The 22,093-nt window shown below is 62.9% G+C and carries 14 protein-coding genes; 4 read left to right on the top strand and 10 right to left on the bottom strand.

Annotated elements, in window-relative coordinates:
- Window positions 1-194 precede the first annotated feature (194 nt).
- Entirely contained in the window at window positions 195-1,859 is a 1,665-nt protein-coding gene (gene ettA, locus LOY34_RS03540; protein WP_045195926.1) for an energy-dependent translational throttle protein EttA, read from the bottom strand.
- Between the two features lie 267 nt (window positions 1,860-2,126).
- On the opposite strand from ettA, the gene LOY34_RS03535 reads away from it, so the two are divergent.
- Both LOY34_RS03535 and glyA read left to right on the top strand, forming a co-directional pair.
- Window positions 2,127-5,957, top strand: coding sequence for an EAL domain-containing protein (locus LOY34_RS03535; protein ID WP_195885654.1), 3,831 nt, complete (start codon window positions 2,127-2,129; stop codon window positions 5,955-5,957).
- A 196-nt stretch (window positions 5,958-6,153) separates the two neighbouring features.
- Window positions 6,154-7,407 carry a serine hydroxymethyltransferase gene (gene glyA, locus LOY34_RS03530; RefSeq protein WP_093387878.1) on the top strand — a complete coding sequence of 418 codons (1,254 nt, stop codon included), beginning with the start codon at window positions 6,154-6,156 and terminating at the stop codon, window positions 7,405-7,407.
- A gap of 119 nt (window positions 7,408-7,526) precedes the next feature.
- Here the strand turns inward: glyA and yjiA are convergent, their stop codons facing one another.
- From yjiA to LOY34_RS03515, 3 genes are all read right to left on the bottom strand, one after another.
- Window positions 7,527-8,483 carry a GTPase gene (gene yjiA, locus LOY34_RS03525; protein WP_195885653.1) on the bottom strand — a complete coding sequence of 319 codons (957 nt, stop codon included), beginning with the start codon at window positions 8,481-8,483 and terminating at the stop codon, window positions 7,527-7,529.
- 90 nt (window positions 8,484-8,573) lie between these two features.
- Window positions 8,574-8,771 (bottom strand): YbdD/YjiX family protein, encoded by a 198-nt coding sequence (locus tag LOY34_RS03520; RefSeq protein WP_010226397.1) that lies wholly within the window; start codon window positions 8,769-8,771, stop codon window positions 8,574-8,576.
- Window positions 8,772-8,789: 18 nt separating this feature from the next.
- Complete coding sequence (locus tag LOY34_RS03515) at window positions 8,790-10,856, bottom strand: carbon starvation CstA family protein (protein ID WP_045195915.1); 2,067 nt, start codon at window positions 10,854-10,856, stop codon at window positions 8,790-8,792.
- 182 nt (window positions 10,857-11,038) lie between these two features.
- Between LOY34_RS03515 and LOY34_RS03510 the strand changes: the two genes are divergently transcribed.
- Together LOY34_RS03510 and LOY34_RS03505 are read left to right on the top strand one after the other, a co-directional pair.
- Window positions 11,039-11,404 carry a PilZ domain-containing protein gene (locus tag LOY34_RS03510; RefSeq protein WP_093387872.1) on the top strand — a complete coding sequence of 122 codons (366 nt, stop codon included), beginning with the start codon at window positions 11,039-11,041 and terminating at the stop codon, window positions 11,402-11,404.
- 263 nt (window positions 11,405-11,667) lie between these two features.
- Complete coding sequence (locus LOY34_RS03505; RefSeq protein WP_195885652.1) at window positions 11,668-13,188, top strand: nucleobase:cation symporter-2 family protein; 1,521 nt, start codon at window positions 11,668-11,670, stop codon at window positions 13,186-13,188.
- A 283-nt stretch (window positions 13,189-13,471) separates the two neighbouring features.
- Here LOY34_RS03505 and LOY34_RS03500 read toward each other — a convergent pair whose 3' ends face one another.
- The 6 genes from LOY34_RS03500 to LOY34_RS03475 all read right to left on the bottom strand — a co-directional run bounded on the left by LOY34_RS03500 (window position 13,472) and on the right by LOY34_RS03475 (window position 22,064).
- Complete coding sequence (locus tag LOY34_RS03500; RefSeq protein WP_195885651.1) at window positions 13,472-14,818, bottom strand: TolC family outer membrane protein; 1,347 nt, start codon at window positions 14,816-14,818, stop codon at window positions 13,472-13,474.
- A gap of 5 nt (window positions 14,819-14,823) precedes the next feature.
- On the bottom strand, window positions 14,824-16,158 hold the full coding sequence (locus LOY34_RS03495; RefSeq protein ID WP_195885650.1) for an HlyD family type I secretion periplasmic adaptor subunit: 1,335 nt from the start codon (window positions 16,156-16,158) through the stop codon (window positions 14,824-14,826).
- A 2-nt stretch (window positions 16,159-16,160) separates the two neighbouring features.
- Window positions 16,161-17,936 (bottom strand): type I secretion system permease/ATPase, encoded by a 1,776-nt coding sequence (locus tag LOY34_RS03490; RefSeq protein WP_258664287.1) that lies wholly within the window; start codon window positions 17,934-17,936, stop codon window positions 16,161-16,163.
- Between the two features lie 160 nt (window positions 17,937-18,096).
- A complete protein-coding gene (locus LOY34_RS03485; RefSeq protein ID WP_195885648.1) occupies window positions 18,097-18,714 on the bottom strand; it encodes a heme acquisition protein HasA in 618 nt (205 codons plus the stop codon).
- Between the two features lie 82 nt (window positions 18,715-18,796).
- Window positions 18,797-21,487 (bottom strand): TonB-dependent receptor, encoded by a 2,691-nt coding sequence (locus tag LOY34_RS03480; RefSeq protein ID WP_195885950.1) that lies wholly within the window; start codon window positions 21,485-21,487, stop codon window positions 18,797-18,799.
- Between the two features lie 178 nt (window positions 21,488-21,665).
- Window positions 21,666-22,064 (bottom strand): hypothetical protein, encoded by a 399-nt coding sequence (locus LOY34_RS03475; protein WP_258664286.1) that lies wholly within the window; start codon window positions 22,062-22,064, stop codon window positions 21,666-21,668.
- Between the last annotated feature and the right edge of the window lie 29 nt (window positions 22,065-22,093).

Genomic DNA, 22,093 nt, shown 5'->3' with positions numbered 1-22,093 from the left:
CCTCGACTTTACCAAGAAGCCACGGCACCGCAACAGGGCGCAATGTCGTTTTTATGAAATTAAATGGTGCATTTGTATAAGTGTATACATGTTAAGCCGTATCGCGAGGCAAGCCCGCTCCTACAGGGCCGGGGTAAATTTCGGGCAAAAAAAACGGAGCCCGAAGGCCCCGTTTCAGTGCAAACCCCTGAGGGTCATGCCAGTTTTTTGTGCCGTACGCGGTGAGGCTGGGCAGCCGCTTCGCCCAGGCGTTTCTTGCGATCGGCTTCGTACTCGGTGTAGTTGCCTTCGAAGAACACCGCCTGCGAATCGTCTTCATAGGCCAGGATGTGGGTCGCCACACGGTCCAGGAACCAGCGATCGTGAGAAATCACGATAGCGGCGCCCGGGAAGTCCAGCAGGGCTTCCTCCAGCGAACGCAGGGTTTCGACGTCGAGGTCGTTGGACGGTTCGTCGAGCAGCAGGACGTTGGCGCCCTCTTTCAGGGTCAGGGCCAGGTGCAGACGGCCGCGCTCACCACCGGAGAGGTCCTTGACGAACTTCTGCTGGTCGCCGCCCTTGAAGTTGAAACGGCCAACGTAGGTGCGCGACGGAATCTCGTAGGTGCCGATGCGCAGCTGGTCGGAGCCGTCGGAGATCTGCTGGAACACGGTCTTGTTGCCGTCGAGGTCTTCACGGCTCTGGTCGACGCAGGCCAGTTGCACGGTTTCACCGATCTCGATGCTGCCCGAGTCCGGTTGTTCCTTGCCCATCAGCATGCGGAACAGAGTCGATTTACCGGCACCGTTACCGCCGATCACGCCGACGATCGCGCCTTTTGGCATGGAGAACGACAGGTTGTCGATCAGCACGCGATCGCCATAGCCCTTGCTGACGTTCTTGAACTCGATGACCTTGTCACCCAGGCGCGGACCGGCCGGGATGTAGATCTCGTTGGTCTCGCTGCGCTTCTGGAATTCCTGCGACTGCATTTCTTCGAAGCGTTGCAGACGGGCCTTGGACTTGGACTGACGTGCCTTGGCGCCTTTGCGCACCCACTCCAGTTCTTCCTTCATGGCCTTTTCATGGGCCGACTGCTGCTTGGATTCCTGGGCCAGACGATCGGACTTGGCTTCCAGCCAACCCGAATAGTTGCCTTCGTACGGAATACCGGCGCCGCGGTCGAGCTCGAGGATCCAGCCGGCAACGTTGTCGAGGAAGTACCGGTCGTGGGTAATCGCGACCACGGTGCCCGGGAAGTCGTGAAGGAAGTGTTCCAGCCAGGCGACGGAATCGGCGTCCAGGTGGTTGGTCGGTTCGTCGAGCAGGAGCATGTCGGGGGCCGACAGCAGCAGGCGGCACAGGGCCACACGGCGCTTCTCACCACCGGACAGGTGCTCGACCTTGGCTTCCCACGCTGGCAGGCGCAGGGCGTCGGCGGCCACTTCCAGCTGGCGCTCGAGGTTGTGACCGTCGCTGGCCTGGAGGATGGCTTCGAGTTTGGCCTGTTCGGCGGCCAGCTTGTCGAAGTCGGCATCCGGCTCGGCGTAGGCGGCGTAGACCTCGTCCAGGCGGGCCTGGGCGTCCTTGATCACGCTGACCGCTTCCTCGACCACTTCACGCACGGTCTTGGACGGGTCCAGCTGTGGCTCCTGTGGCAGGTAGCCGATGTTCAGGTCCGGCATCGGACGGGCTTCGCCGTCGAACTCGGTATCGACACCCGCCATGATTTTCAGCAGGGTGGATTTACCCGAGCCGTTGAGGCCGAGCACGCCGATCTTGGCGCCGGGGAAGAAGGACAGCGAAATGTTCTTGAGGATTTCCCGCTTCGGCGGGACAACCTTGCCCAGCCGATGCATGGTATAGACGTATTGAGCCATGGAAAAACCTAGCGTCAGAGACGAAAAAATAGAAACGAAACAGATGAAGGGCGCCGTGGCGCCCAGGAAAGGGCCAAAGCTACCGTAATGCGCCGGGTTGGGCAAACCGCCGACGAACAGGGCTGGCACTTTGCCACGTTTGCGGGCATGCTAGCCGCCCTTCGGGCGTCCGGCTTATAGTGCGCAACCGGAGCCGTCGCCAGGAACGCGGCACTTGCCAACCAGCAGCTCTAAACCTGCCATCCAGCCATACCGCAGGATCAACGTTTGACCAATCTCACTCAGCCGTCATCCCTGCGCAAGCCGGCCACTGCGTCAGGCTCGCCGCTGCGCGGCTCATTGAAAGGCGCGCTGGCCCTGTTGGTGCTGTTGCTGCTAGGCCTGCTGCTGTGGCAGTTGATCGCCCAGTTCCGTCATACCCAGGCTGACCAGTACCAGCACAGCCTGAACGCCAGCGCCGAGCTCGCCGACCACATGAGCCTGAACATGGCGCTCAAGGCCCAGGTGGCGCTCAACCAGATCCAGCCCTACCGCTCATCGCCTGCCCCTGAGCAACTGGCGCAGGTCATCGCGCAACTGCGCCAGCAGCAGCCCAAGCTGCTCAGCGTCGCCTGGATTGGTGCCGATGGCAGCCTGCAGGCCGACAGCCTGAAGGATACACCCGATTACCAGGCACTGGACGAACTGCTGCGGCTCAACCAGGGCCGCGACTTCTATTACAGCAACAGTGCCGACAACCAGCAGGTCTACCTGTTGCTGCGCCAGCCGGGCGAGGCGCCCAGCGGCTACTGGTTCCTGCGCCTGGCCCCGGGGTACTACAGCGACCTGACCAACCACCTGGACCGCCCCAATCACCCGTTGTGGCTGCTGGAAAACAGCCGCACCGGCGAGATCATCAACCGCCACCAGCCGACCCCCGGCAGCGACGAGCCGCTGCAAAGCGTGATGCTGGCGTTCCTCGACAACAGTACCTGGCAACTGCGCGGCCTGTTCGATGCCGGCCTTGCCCGCCAGCAACTGCTGCCGGCGCTGATCGGCAAATGCATGCTCGGGCTGTTCTGCGCGCTGATCCCGCTGCTGGCGCTGATCAACATGCGCCGCCGCCATCGCCTGCTGCAGGAAAGCCGCCGACGCTATCACGACATCTTCGAAGGCACCGGGGTCGCCCTGTGCGTGCTAGATCTCTCGGGCCTGCCCGGCCAGCTCGAGCGCTATCGCCTGCGCAGCCGCCCGGCGCTGGAACAGCGCCTGGCCTTCGACCAGCCATTGCGGCGGATTTTGCTCCAGGAGCTGAAAGTCACCGAGGTCAACCAGGTGGCCTTGCAACTGCTGGGCGTCAACTGTTGCGACAGTGCCTGGCAACGCCTGGTCGAAGGCTCGCAGACCGGCAACGAAGGCATCGGCATCCAGCTCCTCGGGGCGATCCTCGACAACCAGCAGCAGCTGGAGCTGGAAATGCGCCTGCCGGTGCCCGGTGGCGACGACCTGCACCTGTGGCTGATGGTGCGTTTCCCGCAGCAGCGCCGCGATTACCAGGCAGTGATCCTCAGCATCAGCGACATCACCAGCCGCAAGCAGGTCGAGCTGTCGTTGCTCGAGCGCGAAAGCTTCTGGTCGGATGTGGTGCGCACCGTGCCGGACCAGTTGTACGTCCAGGACGTGCATAGCCAGCTGATGATCTTCAGCAACCGCAACCTCGGCCAGACCCTGGGTTACAGCCGCACCGAGCTTGCGCAGATGGGCGACCATTTCTGGGAGGTGCTGCTGCACCCGGACGACGCCCAGCTCTATCACCAGTTGCGCCAGCAGCAACGCGATTCGGGCTACGTCGAGCAACTGCATTGCCAGTTGCGCTTCCGTCACCACGACCAGCGCTGGCTGCGTTTCGACATCCGCGAGCAGGCCCTGACCCGCGACAGCGCAGGTTGCGTGACGCGGATCATCGGCGTCGGCAAGGACGTTACCGAGCAGATCGAGGCCAGCGAGTCTCTGCGCGACAGCGAACAGCGCTACCGCATGCTCGCCGAAAGTATCAGCGACGTGATCTTCTCCACCGACAGCCAGTTGCAACTGAACTACGTCAGCCCGTCGATCCAGGCGGTGCTGGGCTTTGAAGTGGAGTGGATTTTCGAGAACGGCTGGCACTCGACCATCGCCAACCCGGCCCAGCTCACCGGTATCTACAGCCTGGTCGAGCGGGTCAACAAGGCCCTGGGCGACCCCGAACAGATGGAACTGCTGCGCACCCAGTTGCCGACCCAGCTGTTCCTGTTCGATTGCCTGCGCGCCGATGGCCGCAAGATCCCGATCGAGCTGCGCCTGGTGCTGGTCTGGGATGACCAGGAGCGCTTCGAGGGCATCCTTGGCGTGGGCCGCGACATCAGCCAGCAGCGCCGCGCCGAGAAAGACCTGCGCATGGCCGCCACGGTGTTCGAGCACTCGACCTCGGCGATCCTCATTACCGACCCGGCCGGCTACATCGTCCAGGCCAACGAAGCCTTCAGCCGCGTCAGCGGCTATGCCGTGGCCGACGTGCTGGACCAGTTGCCGAGCCTGCTGACCGTCGATGAGCACCAGGATGCACACCTGCGCTACGTGCTCAAACAACTGCACCAGCGCGGCACCTGGGAAGGTGAAGTGTGGCTCAAGCGCCGCAGCGGCGAACATTACCCGGCCTGGGTCGGCATTACCGCGGTGCTCGACGATGAAGGCGACCTGGCCAGCTACGTGTGCTTCTTTACCGACATCAGCGAGCGCAAGGCCAGCGAACAGCGCATCCATCGCCTGGCCTACTACGACGCCCTGACCCACTTGCCCAACCGCACCCTGTTCCAGGACCGCCTGCACACTGCCCTGCAGCAAGCCGAGCGACAAAAGGCCTGGGTGGTGCTGATGTTCCTCGACCTCGACCGCTTCAAGCCGATCAACGACTCCCTCGGCCATGCCGCGGGCGACCGCATGCTCAAGGACATGGCCGAGCGCCTGCTCGACTGCGTCGATGACGACGACACCGTGGCGCGCATGGGCGGCGACGAGTTCACCTTGCTGCTGCAACCGCGCGCCACCCGCGAAATGGCCCTGAACCGGGCCATTCACGTGGCCGAGCAGATCCTTGGCAGCCTGGTGCGACCGTTCGTGCTGGAGAACCGCGAGTTCTTCGTCACCGCCAGTATCGGCATCGCCCTGAGCCCGCAGGACGGCAGCGAACTCAGCCAGTTGATGAAGAACGCCGACACCGCCATGTACCACGCCAAGGAGCGCGGCAAGAACAACTTCCAGTTCTACCAGGCCGACATGAACGCCAGTGCCCTGGAGCGCCTGGAGCTGGAAAGCGACCTGCGCCATGCCCTGGAGCAGAACGAATTCATCCTCTATTACCAGCCGCAGTTCAGCGGCGACGGCAAGCGCCTGACCGGTGCCGAGGCGTTGCTGCGCTGGCGTCATCCGCGGCGCGGGCTGGTACCGCCGGGGGATTTCATCCCGGTGATCGAGGAGCTGGGCCTGGTGGTCGATGTCGGCGACTGGGTACTCAAGGAAGCCAGCCGCCAGCTCAAGGCCTGGCACCAGGCCAAGGTGCGGGTGCCGAAGGTGTCGGTGAACATTTCGGCGCGGCAATTCTCCGACGGCCAGCTGGGCGAACGCATCGCCACCATCCTCAAGGAAACCGGCCTGCCGCCGGCATGCCTGGAGCTGGAGCTGACCGAAAGTATCCTGATGCGCGAGGTCAACGAGGCCATGGTGATCCTCGACAGCCTGAAGAACCTCGGCCTGAGCATCGCCGTCGACGACTTCGGCACCGGCTATTCGTCGCTCAACTACCTCAAGCAGTTCCCCATCGACGTGCTGAAGATCGACCGCACCTTCGTCGACGGTCTGCCTGAGGGCGAGCAGGATGCACAGATCGCCCGGGCGATCATCGCCATGGCCCACAGCCTGAACCTGGCGGTGATCGCCGAGGGCGTCGAGACCCACGAACAGCTGGAGTTCCTCCGTGAACACGGCTGTGACGAAGTGCAGGGCTACCTGTTCGGGCGACCGATGCCGGCGCATCAGTTCGAGGCGCAGTTCAGCAACGAAACCCTGTTCATGTTCGAATAGGCAGAAAGCTGCAAGCCTTAAGCTACAAGCGGCAAGTTAGAAGCGTTACGCGTCCGGCCTTTGACTTGCCGCTTGAAGCTTGCAGCTTGTCGCTCATGAGCCCCACTTGTCTGCGACATGATGCCCTTTCATATGCCAGACAAAAGCTGATGAGGTAGAATGCCCGCCTATTTCAGCACGATCCTTGAGGACCGCCATGTTCAGCCGTGATTTGACCATTGCCAAGTACGACGCCGATCTCTTTGCCGCCATGGAGCAAGAAGCTCAGCGCCAGGAAGAACATATCGAGCTGATCGCCTCGGAAAACTACACAAGCCCCGCTGTCATGGAAGCCCAGGGCTCGGTGCTGACCAACAAGTACGCCGAAGGCTACCCGGGCAAGCGCTACTACGGCGGTTGCGAATACGTCGACGTGGTCGAGCAACTGGCCATCGACCGTGCCAAGGAGCTGTTCGGCGCCGATTACGCCAACGTCCAGCCGCACGCTGGCTCGCAAGCCAACAGCGCCGTCTACCTGGCCCTGCTGTCGGCCGGCGACACCATCCTGGGCATGAGCCTGGCCCACGGCGGTCACCTGACCCACGGCGCCAACGTCAGCTCCTCGGGCAAGCTGTACAACGCCATCCAGTACGGCATCGACGCCAACGGCCTGATCGACTACGACGAAGTCGAGCGCCTGGCGGTCGAGCACAAGCCGAAAATGATCGTTGCCGGTTTCTCGGCCTACTCGCAGATCCTCGACTTCCCACGCTTCCGTGAAATCGCCGACAAGGTCGGTGCCTACCTGTTCGTCGACATGGCCCACGTTGCCGGCCTGGTCGCTGCAGGCGTGTACCCGAACCCGGTGCCATTCGCCGACGTGGTCACCACCACTACCCACAAGACCCTGCGCGGTCCACGTGGCGGCCTGATCCTCGCGCGTGCCAACGCCGAGATCGAGAAGAAGCTCAACTCCGCAGTATTCCCGGGCGCCCAGGGCGGCCCGCTGGAGCACGTGATCGCCGCCAAGGCCATCTGCTTCAAAGAAGCGCTGCAGCCTGAGTTCAAGACCTACCAGCAACAAGTGGTGAAGAACGCCCAGGCCATGGCCGGTGTGTTCATCGAGCGCGGTTTTGACGTGGTCTCCGGCGGTACCCAGAACCACCTGTTCCTGCTGTCGCTGATCAAGCAGGAAATCTCCGGTAAAGACGCCGACGCCGCCCTGGGTCGCGCCTTCATCACCGTCAACAAGAACTCGGTACCGAACGACCCACGTTCGCCGTTCGTCACCTCCGGCCTGCGCTTCGGCACCCCGGCTGTGACCACTCGTGGCTTCAAAGAGGCCGAGTGTAAAGAACTGGCAGGCTGGATCTGCGACATCCTCGCCGACCTGAACAACGAAGCGGTGATCGACGCCGTTCGCGAGAAGGTCAAGGCCATCTGCGCCAAGCTGCCGGTATACGGCAACTAAGCTCAGTTGTGATGTGAAAAAGCCCGGCTCTAGAGCCGGGCTTTTTTGTACCTGTAGGAGCGGGCTTGCCCCGCGATGCAATAGTGATCGCACCATCGCATCGCGGGGCAAGCCCGCCCCTACAAAGTCAAAGCCTCAAACCCTTCGCGAATCTTCGCCTCTGGCAAATCGTCGGCAATGAACACCATCACACTCTCGCGCACTTCCCCCTCTGCCCACTCGGTATCCCAATCAAAGCCATAAAGCTTGAGCACCCCCTGGAACACCAGGCGCCGATCTTCGCCGGCAATGTTCAGCACGCCTTTGTAGCGAAGCAGTTGCTTGCCGTGCTCTTCAAGCAACTGGTTCATGAACTCGCTGAGGCGGTCGATATCCAGCGGCAGGTCGGTGCGCAGGACCATGCTGGAGATCCGGTCGACACTCGGCGCCGCTACTACCGGGCGCACGTTCAGACTGGCATTGAGGTTGAAACCCCGCACATCGAGCAACTCGGCCAGATCGATCTTGCCGTGTTCCACCACCCGGATCGGCGCACGGCGGTTGATCCGCCCCAGGCGCTCGCTCAGGGCCTGGAAGCTGGCGGCGTCGACCAGATCGGTCTTGCTCACCAGCAGGCGGTCGGCAAAACCGACCTGGGCCTGGGCAATGGCCTGGGTCAGGTGCTGATCGGCGTGCGCGGCATCCACCAGGGTGATGATGCCGTCGAGGATGTAGCGCTCGCGCAGCTCTTCATCGATGAAGAAGGTTTGCGCCACCGGCGCCGGGTCGGCCAGGCCCGTGCATTCGATCACCAGCCGGTCGAAGGCGATCTCGCCGCTGTCCAGGCGCTCGAGCAGCAGGAACAGCGCCTTGGTCAGGTCGGTGTGGATACTGCAGCACACGCAGCCGTTGGCCAGGGTCATGACCTGCACCGGCTCATCGCCGAGCAACTGGGTATCGATGCCGGCATCGCTGAATTCGTTTTCGATCACGGCGATCTTCAGGCCGTGCTCGGCCTTGAGCAGGTGGCGCAGCAAGGTGGTCTTGCCGGCGCCGAGAAAGCCGCTGAGCACGGTAACGGGAATGGGAGCTAACAAAGCGGATACTCCTGAACGCTGAAAATGACTGTGGGAGCCCGGCGCGAACCGGGCTCCCACAGCTTTGTCACTGGCCTTGCATGCCGCTTTTCAACAGCACTTTGGCCCACCCTTGCCGCCGTAACGTGCCTCCTGGCGTTCGCGGAAGAACTCCTCGTAGGTCATCACCGGCTTGTCCGGGTGCTTGGTCTGCATATGCTCGACGTAGTTGTCGTAGTCGGGCATGCCGACCATCAGGCGGGCTGCCTGCCCCAGGTACTTACCCAGTCGACCGAGATCGTTGAACATCACTGCATTCCTCTTGGGTTACGCATCCGGCAGGGCCTGGAACGGGGACTCTTTGTCAGTCCGCTCTTTTTTGCCCAGGGCAGCGATGCCGACCTTGAGGGCGAAGAACAGAATGCTGAAGACCACGAACAGGAACAGGCCGGTCAGGGCCGCGTTGGTGTAGGCGTTGAAGATCACGTGCTGCATCTGCCCGATGTCCTTGGCCGGGGCCAGCACCTGGCCGGCGTCGAGCGCGGCGCTGTACTTGTTGGCCAGGGCCAGGAAGCCAACCGCCGGGTTCGGGTCGAACAGCTTGATGAAGCCGGCGGTGGTGGTGCAGATCAGCAGCCATACCGCAGGCAGCAAGGTGACCCAGATGTAGCGCTGGCGCTTCATTTTGATCAGCACCACCGTGCCGAGCATCAGGGCGATACCGGCGAGCATCTGGTTGGAGATGCCGAACAGCGGCCACAAGGTGTTGATACCACCTAGCGGATCGATCACGCCCTGGTACAGCAGGTAACCCCAGAGCGCCACGCAACCGGCGGTGGCGAGCAGGTTGGCGCCCCACGATTCGGTGCGTTTGAGCGCAGGCACGAAGCTGCCCAGCAGGTCCTGGAGCATGAAGCGCCCGGCACGGGTACCGGCGTCCACCGCTGTGAGGATGAACAGCGCCTCGAACAGGATCGCGAAGTGGTACCAGAAGGCCATGGTGTTTTCACCCGGCAGCACCTGGTGAAGGATCTGCGCGATACCCACTGCCAGGGTCGGCGCACCGCCGGCACGGGCCAGGATGGTGTGCTCGCCGATGTCCTTGGCGACCGCTTCGAGGGCATCAGGGGTGATGGCAAAGCCCCAGCTGCTGACGGTTTGCGCTACCGAGACGACATCAGAGCCGACCACCGCGGCCGGGCTGTTCATGGCGAAGTACACGCCTGGCTCGATCACCGAAGCGGCAACCATGGCCATGATCGCCACGAACGACTCCATGAGCATGCCGCCGTAGCCGATGTAGCGGGCGTTGACTTCGTTATCCAGCAGCTTGGGCGTGGTCCCCGAGGAAATCAGCGCATGGAAGCCCGATACCGCGCCGCAGGCAATGGTGATGAACAGGAACGGGAACAGGGTGCCCTTCCACACCGGGCCGGTACCGTCGGTGAACTGGGTCAGCGCCGGCATTTTAAGCTCCGGGGCGATGATCAGGATACCGATGGCCAGGCCAACGATGGTGCCGATCTTGAGGAAGGTCGACAGGTAGTCACGCGGCGCCAGCACCAGCCAGACCGGCAGCACGGCGGCGACGAAACCGTAGCCCACCAGCATCCAGGTGATCTGCACGCCGGTAAAGGTGAACGCCGGGCCCCAGACCGGGTCGGCGGCAACCTGGCCCCCCAGCCAGATCGACAGCAACAGCAGCACCACGCCGATCAGCGAGATCTCGCCGATATGGCCCGGGCGGATGTAGCGCATGTAGATGCCCATGAACATCGCGATCGGGATGGTCGCCATCACCGTGAACATGCCCCACGGGCTCTCGGCCAGGGCCTTGACCACGATCAGCGCCAGCACCGCGAGGATGATGATCATGATCAGGAAGCAGCCGAATAGGGCGATGGTGCCCGGGATACGGCCCATTTCTTCACGGACCATGTCACCCAGCGAGCGGCCGTTGCGGCGGGTGGAGAGGAACAGGATCATGAAGTCCTGTACCGCACCGGCCAGCACCACCCCGGCAATTAGCCAGAGCGTACCGGGCAGGTAACCCATCTGCGCCGCCAGCACAGGACCGACCAACGGGCCGGCGCCGGCAATCGCGGCGAAGTGGTGGCCGAAAAGAATGTGTTTGTTGGTCGGCACGTAGTCCAGACCGTCGTTGTTGACCACCGCCGGGGTGGCCCGACGCGGGTCCAGCTGCATCACCTTGGTGGCGATGAACAGGCTGTAGTAGCGGTAGGCGACCAGGTAGATGGCCACCGAGGCGACGACGATCCACAAGGCGTTGATGGCCTCGCCACGACGCAGGGCAACCACACCCAGCGCACAGGCTCCTATGACTGCCAGCGCCAGCCACGGAATGTGGCGTAGCAGGCTATTATTGTTGTTCATGGTTTGCTTCCAGCTAGTGGATAAAAGACAGCCTTTCGAGTCTAGCGATACTGGCAGGAAAGGCCAGCCCCCACGTTGGTCTAGAGCCTTCCAGCGTGGTTGAACAAATCTCGTTATGCGCCCTTGCGCGGGCCTTGGCAAGTGCTGAGCTATAGTCAGGAAGAACCCCGGAGTGCCTGAACATGAGCGACCACCTAGAACGTCGACGTTTCAAACGCATTGCCTTCGACGCCCCCACCGAACTGGTGCAAGGCGAACACCGTTGGCAGGTCAGCCTGCTGGACATCTCCCTCAAGGGCATATTGATCGAATACCCCGAACCCTGGGACGCCGACCTCGAAGAGCTGTTCGATGCGGTGATTCACCTGGGTGAAGGCGCGCAGGTCGAGATGCAGGTGCAACTGCGCCATATCGATGAACAGCAGCTCGGCTTTATCTGCCTGCATATCGACCTGCCTTCGCTGGAGCATCTGTGCCGCCTGATCGAGCTTAATCTGGCCGATCGCACCGAACTGGAGCGCGAGTTCCACCAACTGATCGAAGTTTAGAAACTCTTAGCTTCCTACCTACCTTCCTCCAAATACCTTTCTTGTCCGTTTGGACAGCTTTATAGCCAGCCCCACGGTGCCCGCACGAGGCCCTGTGGCGCTGGCCTGTGGCTCTTGGAACAGAATCTGCATCCAGCCCTGAAGCCAAACCATGGGTAGGACTGTTCCTACGCAAATCTAAAAATTGTATACAATTGTTCTGGCATTACCGTGTAGGACTTGTCTACAGTAGCGCCACAACAATAAAACTGAGAACTTGCCCCATGAATACGTCCTCCCCTAGCACGTCTTCAGCCCAGCGTCCCGAAGACGAGAACCTGGGCCTTGGCGCCAACCTGGCTTATGGCCTGCAGCATGTCCTGACCATGTACGGCGGTATCGTCGCCGTGCCGTTGATCCTCGGCCAGGCGGCCGGCCTGGGCCCTGCCGACATCGGCCTGCTGATCGCCGCCTCGCTGTTTGCCGGTGGCCTCGCCACCCTGCTGCAAACCCTCGGCCTGCCGTGGTTCGGTTGCCAGCTGCCGCTGGTGCAGGGCGTGTCGTTCGCCGGTGTGGCGACCATGGGCGCAATTCTCAGCAGTGAAGGTGGCGGTGGCTTGCCCGGGGTACTGGGCGCGGTCATGGCGGCGTCGCTGATCGGCTTTCTGATTACCCCGGTGTTCTCGCGGATTACCAAGTTCTTCCCGCCGCTGGTGACCGGCATCGTCATCACCACCATCGGCCTGACCCTGATGCCAGTGGCCGCGCGCTGGGTCATGGGCGGCAACAGCAAGGCCCCGGATTTCGGCAGCATGGCTAACATCGGCCTGGCCGGGCTGACCTTCGTCATCGTCCTGGTGCTGAGCAAGCTGGGCAGCGCGACCATCTCGCGGCTGTCGATCCTCCTGGCCATGGTCATCGGTACCCTGATTGCCTGGTCACTGGGCATGGCTGATTTTAGCAAGGTCCTCGACGGCCCGCTGGTGGCGATGCCGACGCCGTTCCACTTCGGCATGCCGACCTTCCACATCGCCGCCATCCTGTCGATGTGCATCGTGATCATGGTGACCCTGGTGGAAACCTCGGCGGACATCCTCGCAGTCGGTGAAATCATCGACACCAAGGTCGACTCCAAACGCCTGGGCAACGGCCTGCGCGCCGACATGGCCTCGAGCATCCTGGCGCCGATCTTCGGCTCCTTCACCCAGAGCGCCTTCGCCCAGAACGTCGGCCTGGTGGCCGTGACCGGGGTCAAGAGCCGCTACGTGGTGGCCACCGGCGGGGTGATCCTGGTAGTGCTCGGCCTGCTGCCGATCATGGGCCGGGTGATTGCCGCAGTGCCGACCTCGGTACTCGGTGGCGCCGGCATCGTGCTGTTCGGCACCGTTGCCGCCAGCGGTATCCGCACCCTGTCCAAGGTCAGCTACAAGAACAACGTCAACCTGATCATCGTCGCCGCCTCCCTGGGCTTTGGCATGATCCCGATCGCTGCGCCGAACTTCTACGCGCAGTTCCCCAACTGGTTCGAGACCATCTTCCACTCCGGCATCAGCTCGGCAGCGATCATGGCTATCGTCCTCAACCTGGTGTTCAACCACTTCACCACCGGCAACTCCGACCAGCAGTCGGTGTTCGCTGCCGCCTACGAACGCACCATCCACTACTCGGACATCTCCGCCCTGCGCGATGGTGACTACTTCGAAGATGGCAAGCTGTTCAACGCCGAGGGCAAGGAAGTGCCGGTGATGAGCGAGGGCGAGCATGGAGAACCGCCGGCGCGACGAGAGACGGTTTCGGAACACTGAATGAGTTAGCGGTTGAATCTTCGGGGCCGGTGCACATGCACCGGCCTTTTCTATCGAGTCGCTAGTGTTGCGCCGATGACAGCTGCTGGGTGTTCCAGTTCGCGGTGTTTGAAAGTCGGCATGTCAAATTATCTCTAGAGCGCTTCCACAGCAAGTCAAAACATAGCACATGAAAGCCCCGTTTTTATTGGACATACCAACAAAGCAGCTAAGCAATTATGTCAAAACCTGGCGAACGACAAGTCAAACGCCTGATTGCTGCAAGTCAAACGGCAAGCTGATCTCAGCGTCCCGCCAGACCCTGCGAGCGACTCTTAAAATAGCCATTCAATTGCTGCAAATCCTGCGGCTCCAGCACCCCGGCCAGATAACGTAACTGCAGCCAGGCGCGCAGGTAGTCGTAGCGCGCCTGGGCCAGGTCGCGGCGGGCGCTGTAGAGCTGCTGCTCGGCATCGAGCACGTCGAGGTTGACCCGCTCACCGCCGGCCACACTTCTGCGCGTAGCGCTAATCAAGCCGCGGGCGGATTTGACTGCCAGTTCATAGGCACGGATCTTCGCCGTGCTGCTGGCGCAGAGATTGAATTGCTTGCGCAGCTGGTTGACGGTATCGGCGATCTGCCCGTCGAGGCTGAAACGCGCACTGTCACGCTCGGCAGCTGCCTGGCGGGTCGCGGCCGACACCCCGCCGCCGGCGAACAGCGGCAGGCTGATCTGGATGCCGATGCTGTCGGTGTCATAGCGCTGGTCGTAGCTGCTTTCCGAGCTTGAGCTGGATTTGCCGCTGCTGGCGTAGGCGCTCAACGTTGGCAGGTGACCGGCGCGCTGGCGCTCGACGGCGTAGTCGGCGGCAACCAGGGCGTGTCGTTGGGAGGCCAGCTCGGCGTTGTGGGCAACCGCCAGGTCGCGCCAGCTTTCAAAACCCAGGGGCTGCAAAGGTTGAACGCGAAATTCGCCACTCAAGGGCGCCAGGTCGGCGACTTCCAGCGGTTCGCCGATGATCGCCTGCAGGCTCCGCAAGGCCGCATCGAGGTTGTCGCTGGCTTCGATTTCCTGGGCCTGGGCCAGCTCGTAACGGGCCTGGGTTTCCAGCAGGTCGGTGCGGGTGCCCTCGCCGCCCTTGAGCAGGCGCCGGTTCAATTGCAGTTGCTCGGCATAAGCGCGCCGCTGGGCCTGGGCCAGGGCGATCTGTTCGTTTGCGAACAGTGCTTCGCTGTAGGCGGCGAACACCCGCACCGCCAGTTCCTGGCTGCGGCTGCGAAAGCGCTCGTCGGCCAACAGCGCCTTGGCCACGCCCTGGCGGTACTCGGCCCAGGCGCCATAGTCGAACAGCGGCTGTTGCAAGGTCAGGGTCGAGGAATAGCTGCGGTAGTCACGCTGGCTGGTGACGTTGCCGCGGGCGTTGGTCTGGGTCACTTCGGAGTCGTTGCGGGCATTGTTGTAGCGGTAGGACAGGTTCGGCAGCAGCGCCGCGCGGCCAATGGCGCGGCTCTCAAGGCCGGCATCGCGTTCGGCGATGGCGGCATGGAAGACCGGATCGTTACGCACCGCCAGGGCATAGGCATCGCCCAGGTCGACGGCGGCGGCCGAAAGGCTGGCACCCAGCAACAGCAGGCAGCACATCGCACGCATCGACATCATTCCTCCGCCAGGGCGACATGCACCCGGTCGGTCAACGGCTTGAACAGGTAGTTGAGCATCGAGCGCTCGCCGGTACGCACGAAGGCTTGCACCGGCATGCCGGGGCGAATGTCCTGGCCGGCCAGTTGCTGCAAGCCGGCATCGCTGACCTTGGCGCGCACCTGGTAATAGGGCTGCTGGGTTTGCTCATCGACCAGGCGATCGGCCGAGACCAGGGTCAGCTCGCCTTCCACCCGCGGAGTCTTGCTCTGGTTGAAGGCGACGAACATGATTTCCACCGGCAGGCCCGGATGCAGGCGATCGACCAGCTCCACTGGCGCGCGGGCATCGATCAGCAAGGGCGCGTCCCTCGGGACGATCTCCATCAGTTGCTGACCACGGGCAATCACCCCGCCATTGGTGAACACGCTCAGGCCCACCACCGTGCCGCTGGCCGGTGCGCGCAGCTGGGTGTTGGCCAGTTCGAAGGCGGCGCTGCGCAGGCGGTTGCCGAGGTCTTCAGCACTGGACTGCATGTCGCTCAGCTGCTGGCCGACTTCGCGCTGGTATTCCTGCTGACGTTGGGCCATGCGCAGTTTCAGCTCCAGGACCTGGCGGCGGCTGCGGCCGATATTGCCCAGGTCTTCGGAAATCGCGCCGTTGATCTGCGCGTACAGGCGTTCGCTGTCGAGCAGGCGGTTGCGCGGGATATAGCCGTCACGGGCCAGTTCGCGCAGGCCCTGCAATTGCTCGGCAAGCGCGGCGCGTTGTTCCTGCTTGTGGCTCATCGAGCCCTGCACGCCAGCCAGCATGGCCTCGGCGCCGGCGATGTTTTCGCGCAGGCCGGCCAGTTCCATGTCCAGCGACTGGCGGCGGCTGCTGCGCAACTGGCGTTGCAGTTCCAGGGCGGTGGCGACCCATGGCTCGCTGACCAGTGCCTGCAACTCGGCCGGGAAAGTGATGCTTTCCAAGCCGTCACGCTCTGCTTGCAGGCGCGCCTCGCTGGCCCGGGCGTTGACGTATTGCACCCGCAACGAATCATGCTGGGCCTGGGCCTGGGTGGCGTCCATCTGCACCAGCACCTGGCCGGCGCTGACGCTGTCGCCATCGTGCACCAGCAGGCGTTCGATAGTGCCGCCGGTGGGATGCTGCACCGCCTGGCGGCTGCCGGCGACCACCACGTTGCCCGCCACCGGCACGCCTTTGTCCAGCGGCGCCAGCGCTGCCCAGAGGATGAAACCGCCAAAGCCGCCGATCACCAGCCAGCGGCCCAGGCGGCTGTGACGGCGGGCATCGAGGCTCAGCAGGTTGTCGGGAATGGCTTGAGCGTGAAGCGACTGAGGGGCGGTCATGATCAGGATCTCGGGGTGCCATAGCTCATGCTGACGCTGGCCGCGCTGCGCAGCGCCGGAGTCGGAGCAGGCGTGGGAATGCCGGCTGGTTTGTGGCTGCGCTGCAAATCCTGCAGCACCCGCGCGGTCGGGCCGAAGGCCTGCATCTGGCTGTTCTGCAGCACCAGCAGCTTGTCTACTGCGGCCAGCAGGCTGGATTTGTGGGTAATCAGGATCAGCGTGCGCTGTTGCGCCTTGACCTGGCGGATCGCCTCGAGCAAGGCGCGTTCGCCGAAGTCATCGAGGTTGGAGTTGGGTTCATCGAGCACGATCAGTGCGGGTAGGCCGTAAAGCGCCCGGGCCAGGCCGATGCGCTGGCGCTGGCCACCGGAGAGCCCCGCCCCGCCTTCACCAAGCTGGGTGTCATAGCCATTGGGCAGTTTCAGGATCAGCTCGTGGACACCGGCCAGTTGCGCAGCAGCCACCACCTGGTGTGAATCGACTTCACCCAAGCGGGCGATGTTCTCGGCAATGCTGCCGGCGAACAACTGCACGTCCTGGGGCAGGTAACCGATGTGCGCGCCGAGCAGGCCCTTGTCCCATTGCTGTAGCTCGGCGCCATCCAGACGCACCTTGCCGGCAGCCGGAGTCGCCGCGCCAACCAGCAAGCGCGCCAGGGTCGACTTGCCAGAGCCCGACGCACCAATGATGCCCAGGCTGTCGCCGGCCGCCAGTTCGAAGCCGAGGTTGGCCAGGCACGGCTTGCGCGTGCCCGGCTGCAGGGCGCTGAGTTGCTCCACCAGCAAGCGCCCGCTGGGTGCCGGCAACGGCATGCCGAGCGCACGCGGCGGTTGCTCGCTGAGCAAGCTGTGCAAGCGCTCATAGGCCTGGCGGGCCGAACCCCACTGGCGCCACACGGCAATCAATTGGTCGATTGGCGCCAGCACCCGGGCCATAAGGATCGAGCCTGCGATCATCATCCCCGGGGTAATCAGTTGCTCGATCGCCAGCCACGCGCCCAGGCCCAGCACCAGCGATTGCAGGGTCAGGCGCAGGCTCTTGGACACCGCAGTCACTGCCGCCGTGCGCTCGCTGCCCAGGTTCTGGCGCAGGAGAAAACCATGGTGCAAGCTGGCCCAGCGCTGGCGCACCGCCGCCAGCATGCCCATGGCTTCCATCACTTCGGCATTGCGCAGGTTGGCGCCAGCCTGTTGCCCGGCCTGCTGCACCAACTGCCCGGCTTCGGCGAACGGCGCCTGAGTCAGGCGCTCGTTGACCCAGGCGAGGATCGTCAACAGCACCGCGCCCACCAGCGCCATCAAGCCCAGCCATGGGCTGAACAGAAACATCACCAACAGGTACACCGGGAACCACGGCGCATCGAAAAAGGCGAACAGCGCCTGGCCGGTGGCGAACTGGCGCAAGGTGGTCAGGTCGCTCAGCACCTGGTTCGCCGCGCCCTTGTGGCCGGCCAGGCTGGCTTGGTAAGCGGCCTCGAACACCCGCGGGTTCAAGCGCATATCCATTTGCGTGCCAAGGCGGATCACCACCAGGCTGCGTACCCATTCCAGCAGGCCCATGAAGGCGAACAAGCCCAGCACCATCAGGCTGAGCATCAGCAGGGTCATCTCGTTGCCCGAGGACAGCACCCGGTCGTAGACCTGCAGCATGTACAGCGCCGGCGCCAGCATCAGCAGGTTGATCACCGCAGTGAACAGGCCGATGTTGGCAAAGCCGGCGCGGCAGGCCTTAAGCGCCTGCAACACTTCGTTGCCAGGGCGGGAGCGGGTGGCTTTCATGAACGTCCTCAACAGGGCAAGCCTGCGGGCGATTGACCTCGCCGGCGCAGGCTCGCAGAATTCGCACCACCGCCACCTGGGCCCGGCAAAGACGCAGGCGGCGGGGTAAGCAAGCAGCGAATGGAGGAGTGATCTTCCATTCGCTTTTTTTTACCTGGGGTCAGGCGGCCAGGGCGAAGTCGTCAGCCAGGGCCTGGATACCCACGACATCGGCCGAGGCCACGCTCAGCGGGCCGGCAGCCAACGCAGCACTGACCACGTCGAAGCTGTCGTCGGTAGACACGCCGTAACCGGCCAGCAGGTTGTCCAGCACGCCTTCCAGGGCCGAGGTGTTGCCCTGCATCAGGCCGTAGATCACGCTCTGTACTTCGTTGCCGGCACGACCGGCGCCCAGCGCGGCGTCCAGGTCCAGGCCGTTGAAGCTGACCACGTAGTTGCTCAGGGTGAAGTCGCTACCGCTACCGCCGCCCAGCACCTGGCCCAGGGAAACGTTGTCCAGTTCGCCCCACAGGTAGTGGTTGAGGTTGTCACCGGCTGGCAGGCCGCGGTCGAACACATAGTGCAGACCATTGGCAGTGTTGCTGTCGGCGATGAATGCGTAGTCGGAGCCCTGGCTACCATGGGTAGCGTACTGGTCGCCGCTCAGGCTGCCGTTGCTGAAGCCGCCGGTATTGCTTTGTCCATGACCTGCAGTGACGAAGCCCGAAGTCCAGAACGCCAGGTAGTCATCGATCGACGAGCTGGAGAAGGCGGCATCGTAAGTAACGGAAAGAGTCATAACGGTTCCTCGTTGCATTGCATGATTGCGAAGGCGTATTCCCTGCCTTCGTGTCGCCCGACATGGGCAAACCCGGTGTGGATCAGAATTTGTATTCGAGCATTGCGCTCAAGGTCCGGCCGCGGGCCAGCGACAGGTTGTCGGTGTCGCCCATGGCCACGAAGTAGGCTTCGTCGGTGGCGTTCTCCAGCGACAGCGCGAGGTTCAGGCTCGGCGTCATCCAGTAGCTGGCGTACAGGTCGTAGACCTTGTATTTGGGCCACTGCGCCTGGTCGATCAGGCGGTAGCCGTGGTCGTTGAGGTTCTCACCATTGCCCTTGCTGTAACGCAGGCGGGCGCCGACATCGAGGGTGCGGTCCAGAAAGCGCATGCCCACCGTCAGCGAGCCGCGATCTGCCGGCATGTAGCTGGCGTTGCCCATGATGTGACCGCAGCTGACTGTCTGATCGAGGTCGGCAGCGTCCTCGGCCCGCGAAACGCGCACTGGCAACATGATCACGCGGCTGCCGACCCGCACCGGGCGCAGCACCGTCCCGGCGCTGACCAGGCGCTGCCCTCCGCCCATGTACAACTGCTTGGAGCAGAAATCGTTGCTGCCAATCATGTGGGTATAACTGAGCTGGCTGTAGTAACGCCCGGCGTCGTAGTCGAGGCTGTATTCGACCCCGCGAAAACGCGTCTGCTCCAGGTTGTTCTGATAGGCCGAGCGCCCGAGTGAAGTCCCCAGTGCAGAGGCGCCGGGCACATCGGCGTTGACATCCATGAACGAGAAATTGTCGATGCGGGTGTCGAAATAGGCGACCTTGGCGCCAAAGCGATCACCTTCCTGCAGCAGCGATTCCTTGAACAGGTTCACCCCCAGTTCCCAGTTGTGCGACTCCTCGGGCTTGAGGAAGGGGTTGGGATAGAGCATCTCGCTACCGCCACCATGGGGACGGCCGCTCATGAATACTTCAGTCACTGACGGCGGACGCCAGCCACGTCCCCAGCGGGTGTAGACCTGCATCCAGTCGACACCGGGCTTCAGCGCAATGCCGAAGGTGGGCGAGAAACGGCCCTGCTCCTGTTCTTCGTCAAAGATCAGGTGAGTCTGCACGCGCTGAAGGTTTTCACCCGTGACACCCCTTGGGTACATCCAGGTGGTGATGCCGGTTTCGCCGGTGAGGCGGTAACGGTCGTAGCGCAATCCGGCATCGACCGTCAGCCAGTCGCCATGCTCGTACTGCACATCGCCGAACAGGCTGGCCATGATGCGCTTGCCTTCAGGCGTGGCCCCCTGAACATAAGGTAAAGCCTGTTCGTTGAGTGCCGGGACCCGATCGGTTTTCGGTTTGAAGCGATCCTGGAAGAGTTCGGTGCCGTAGTTAAAGGTGAGCTTGTCGGCGTCCCCCAAATAGAAGCGCGAAGTATTTTCCAGTTGCAGACCCCAGGTATCGGTCTGAAAACGATCGTCATACGCCTCGACGCGGTTGTTGCTGCTGGCCGAGGCGTCATTACCGGCGTTCCAGCGATCCTGGCGGGTCGAAACGAAATACAGCTTGGCTTTCAGATCGACCAGGTCGTTGTCCGGGCTGTAGCTGTAGTCGAGCGAGGCGTTGCGGGCGTTGAAATCACTGCTGCCGGTGCGCTTGTAATAGAACTGCCGAGTCTGATTGTCGTAATAGGTCCAGGCGTCTTTGCTGTCCGTGTCGGTTTCCATGTAGTTGAGCTGCAGGCGCTGGTCGTTGGGCAGGTTCAGGCCCAGCTTGAGCAGTTGCGAGCGCGTGACGCTACCGGTCTCGCCGACCTCGGAGTGCAGCCAGTCCTTCCAGGCTTCGGGGTAGCTGGTCTTGCCGCGGATCTGGGTGCCGAGGTTGTCAGCGTTGTTGGTGCCGGCGCGGTAATCACCGAAGTGCCGCTCACTGACGCCCAGCAGTACATCGCCTAGCTCATTGCCGAAGGCAAACAATGCGCTGCCATTGAAGTTTGTGCCATTGCCCAGCTCACCGATGCCGTTGCCGGCGCGCAGGCGGCCACCGTACTCCTTGTCGGGGCCGAGAAAATCACGGGCCTGGACCGTGTTGAAGCTGGCAATACCGCCAATAACACCAGCACCGCCCATGCCCGCCTGGGTACCTTTTTCGATCTCGATGGAGCTGATGAACTCCGGGTCGATGAACATCACCCCGTTGCGCTGCTGATGGCCGTTGACGTTGAAGTTCTGGCGCATGCCGTCGATGTTCATATTGACCCGACCATAGTCCTGCACGCCGCGGATGTTCACCGACAGCCCGGGGTCGCGTTGGTTGACCGCGGTGTAGACGCCGGCGGTTTCTTCGAGCATGTCAGCGGCGTGGCGCGGTGGGCGCTTGTCGATCTGCTCGCGGGTGATGACGCTGACCGAACGCGGCGTCTGGTAGACCCAGTCGGCATCGCTGTTGGAGTCGACATGGGTGGTACCCAGCTCGAGGGTCTGGCCATCATCACTGACCCGCTCCAGGCCGACCCGGTCAGTGCCGCTGAAGCGATAGCGCACGGGCGAACCGCGCAACAACAGGCCTAGCCCTTGCTGGGCCGAGTGCTCGCCGCGCAAACCCTCACTGCGCAGGCCAGCCAGTTTGCGGCTGTCGAAAAACACCTGGACCCCAGCCTGTTCGGCGAAGGCCAGCACGGCGCTGTCCAGCGCCTGGGCGGGAATGTCAAAGCGGATCAGGGCAGTAGTTTGGCTCGGGTGAGCGGGCTCGGCGGCCTGCACGCTACCGATCCCCATCGGCAAGGTCCAGGCCGCCAGCATCAGGCTGCTGGCAAGGGCTACCCGACCGAACGGCCGGGTGCGTCGTTGTTGTTGATTGCTCACGTCTGTTGCTCGCTGTGTTGGCGTTTTCTAGTAATGAAAATCAATCTCAACAAACAGACGTGCAACGCGGGAAAAGTCAGTAACGAAAATTCAAAAGAATTTCAGGGTGCTTGTTTCAGACGCCGCAGGTGAGCGCCGACAGCCCTTGTTGGCGGGCCTTGTCGCTGGTTTCGATGATCGATGCGGTGACCGCGACCTCATCACCACTGGCCGACATGTCACCGTCTTCGGCCACGCGGTAGCCCAGTTGGCGAAACAGCGAACGCACCTGCTCGGGCGGCGCATCAAAGTAGATCCCGTGCCATTCATAGCCGATGAACACCGCTGTGACCTTGATGCCGTGGAAGGGCAGATCGACCGGGTAGCTCACCTCCTCTTCCTGCGCCTCGGCAGGCAACGCCTGACGTTTGGCGATGGCCTTGTCGTAGTACGGCTCAAGCTTTGCGCCGAACTCGCACGTAGCGGGATCGAATTGCACCAGGTCGTCGGCCGCCAGCACGTGAGTGCTGGACACTCCGAGCAGCAAGGCGCCACAGATGGATG

The organism is Pseudomonas sp. B21-009 (assembly GCF_024749345.1).
GTDB lineage: Bacteria > Pseudomonadota > Gammaproteobacteria > Pseudomonadales > Pseudomonadaceae > Aquipseudomonas.
The sequence above is the reverse complement of the archived record's forward strand: the minus strand, read 5'-3'. Positions and strand labels throughout refer to the sequence as shown.

Coding starts and splice junctions, on each gene's coding strand:
- LOY34_RS03505 (WP_195885652.1), top strand. CDS start 11,668: ATGAATACGTCCTCCCCTAGCACGTCTTCAGCCCAGCGTCCCGAAGAC.
- LOY34_RS03490 (WP_258664287.1), bottom strand. CDS start 17,936: ATGAAAGCCACCCGCTCCCGCCCTGGCAACGAAGTGTTGCAGGCGCTT.
- LOY34_RS03495 (WP_195885650.1), bottom strand. CDS start 16,158: ATGACCGCCCCTCAGTCGCTTCACGCTCAAGCCATTCCCGACAACCTG.
- LOY34_RS03500 (WP_195885651.1), bottom strand. CDS start 14,818: ATGCGTGCGATGTGCTGCCTGCTGTTGCTGGGTGCCAGCCTTTCGGCC.
- ettA (WP_045195926.1), bottom strand. CDS start 1,859: ATGGCTCAATACGTCTATACCATGCATCGGCTGGGCAAGGTTGTCCCG.
- LOY34_RS03520 (WP_010226397.1), bottom strand. CDS start 8,771: ATGTTCAACGATCTCGGTCGACTGGGTAAGTACCTGGGGCAGGCAGCC.
- LOY34_RS03510 (WP_093387872.1), top strand. CDS start 11,039: ATGAGCGACCACCTAGAACGTCGACGTTTCAAACGCATTGCCTTCGAC.
- glyA (WP_093387878.1), top strand. CDS start 6,154: ATGTTCAGCCGTGATTTGACCATTGCCAAGTACGACGCCGATCTCTTT.
- LOY34_RS03515 (WP_045195915.1), bottom strand. CDS start 10,856: ATGAACAACAATAATAGCCTGCTACGCCACATTCCGTGGCTGGCGCTG.
- LOY34_RS03480 (WP_195885950.1), bottom strand. CDS start 21,487: ATGCTGGCGGCCTGGACCTTGCCGATGGGGATCGGTAGCGTGCAGGCC.
- LOY34_RS03485 (WP_195885648.1), bottom strand. CDS start 18,714: ATGACTCTTTCCGTTACTTACGATGCCGCCTTCTCCAGCTCGTCGATC.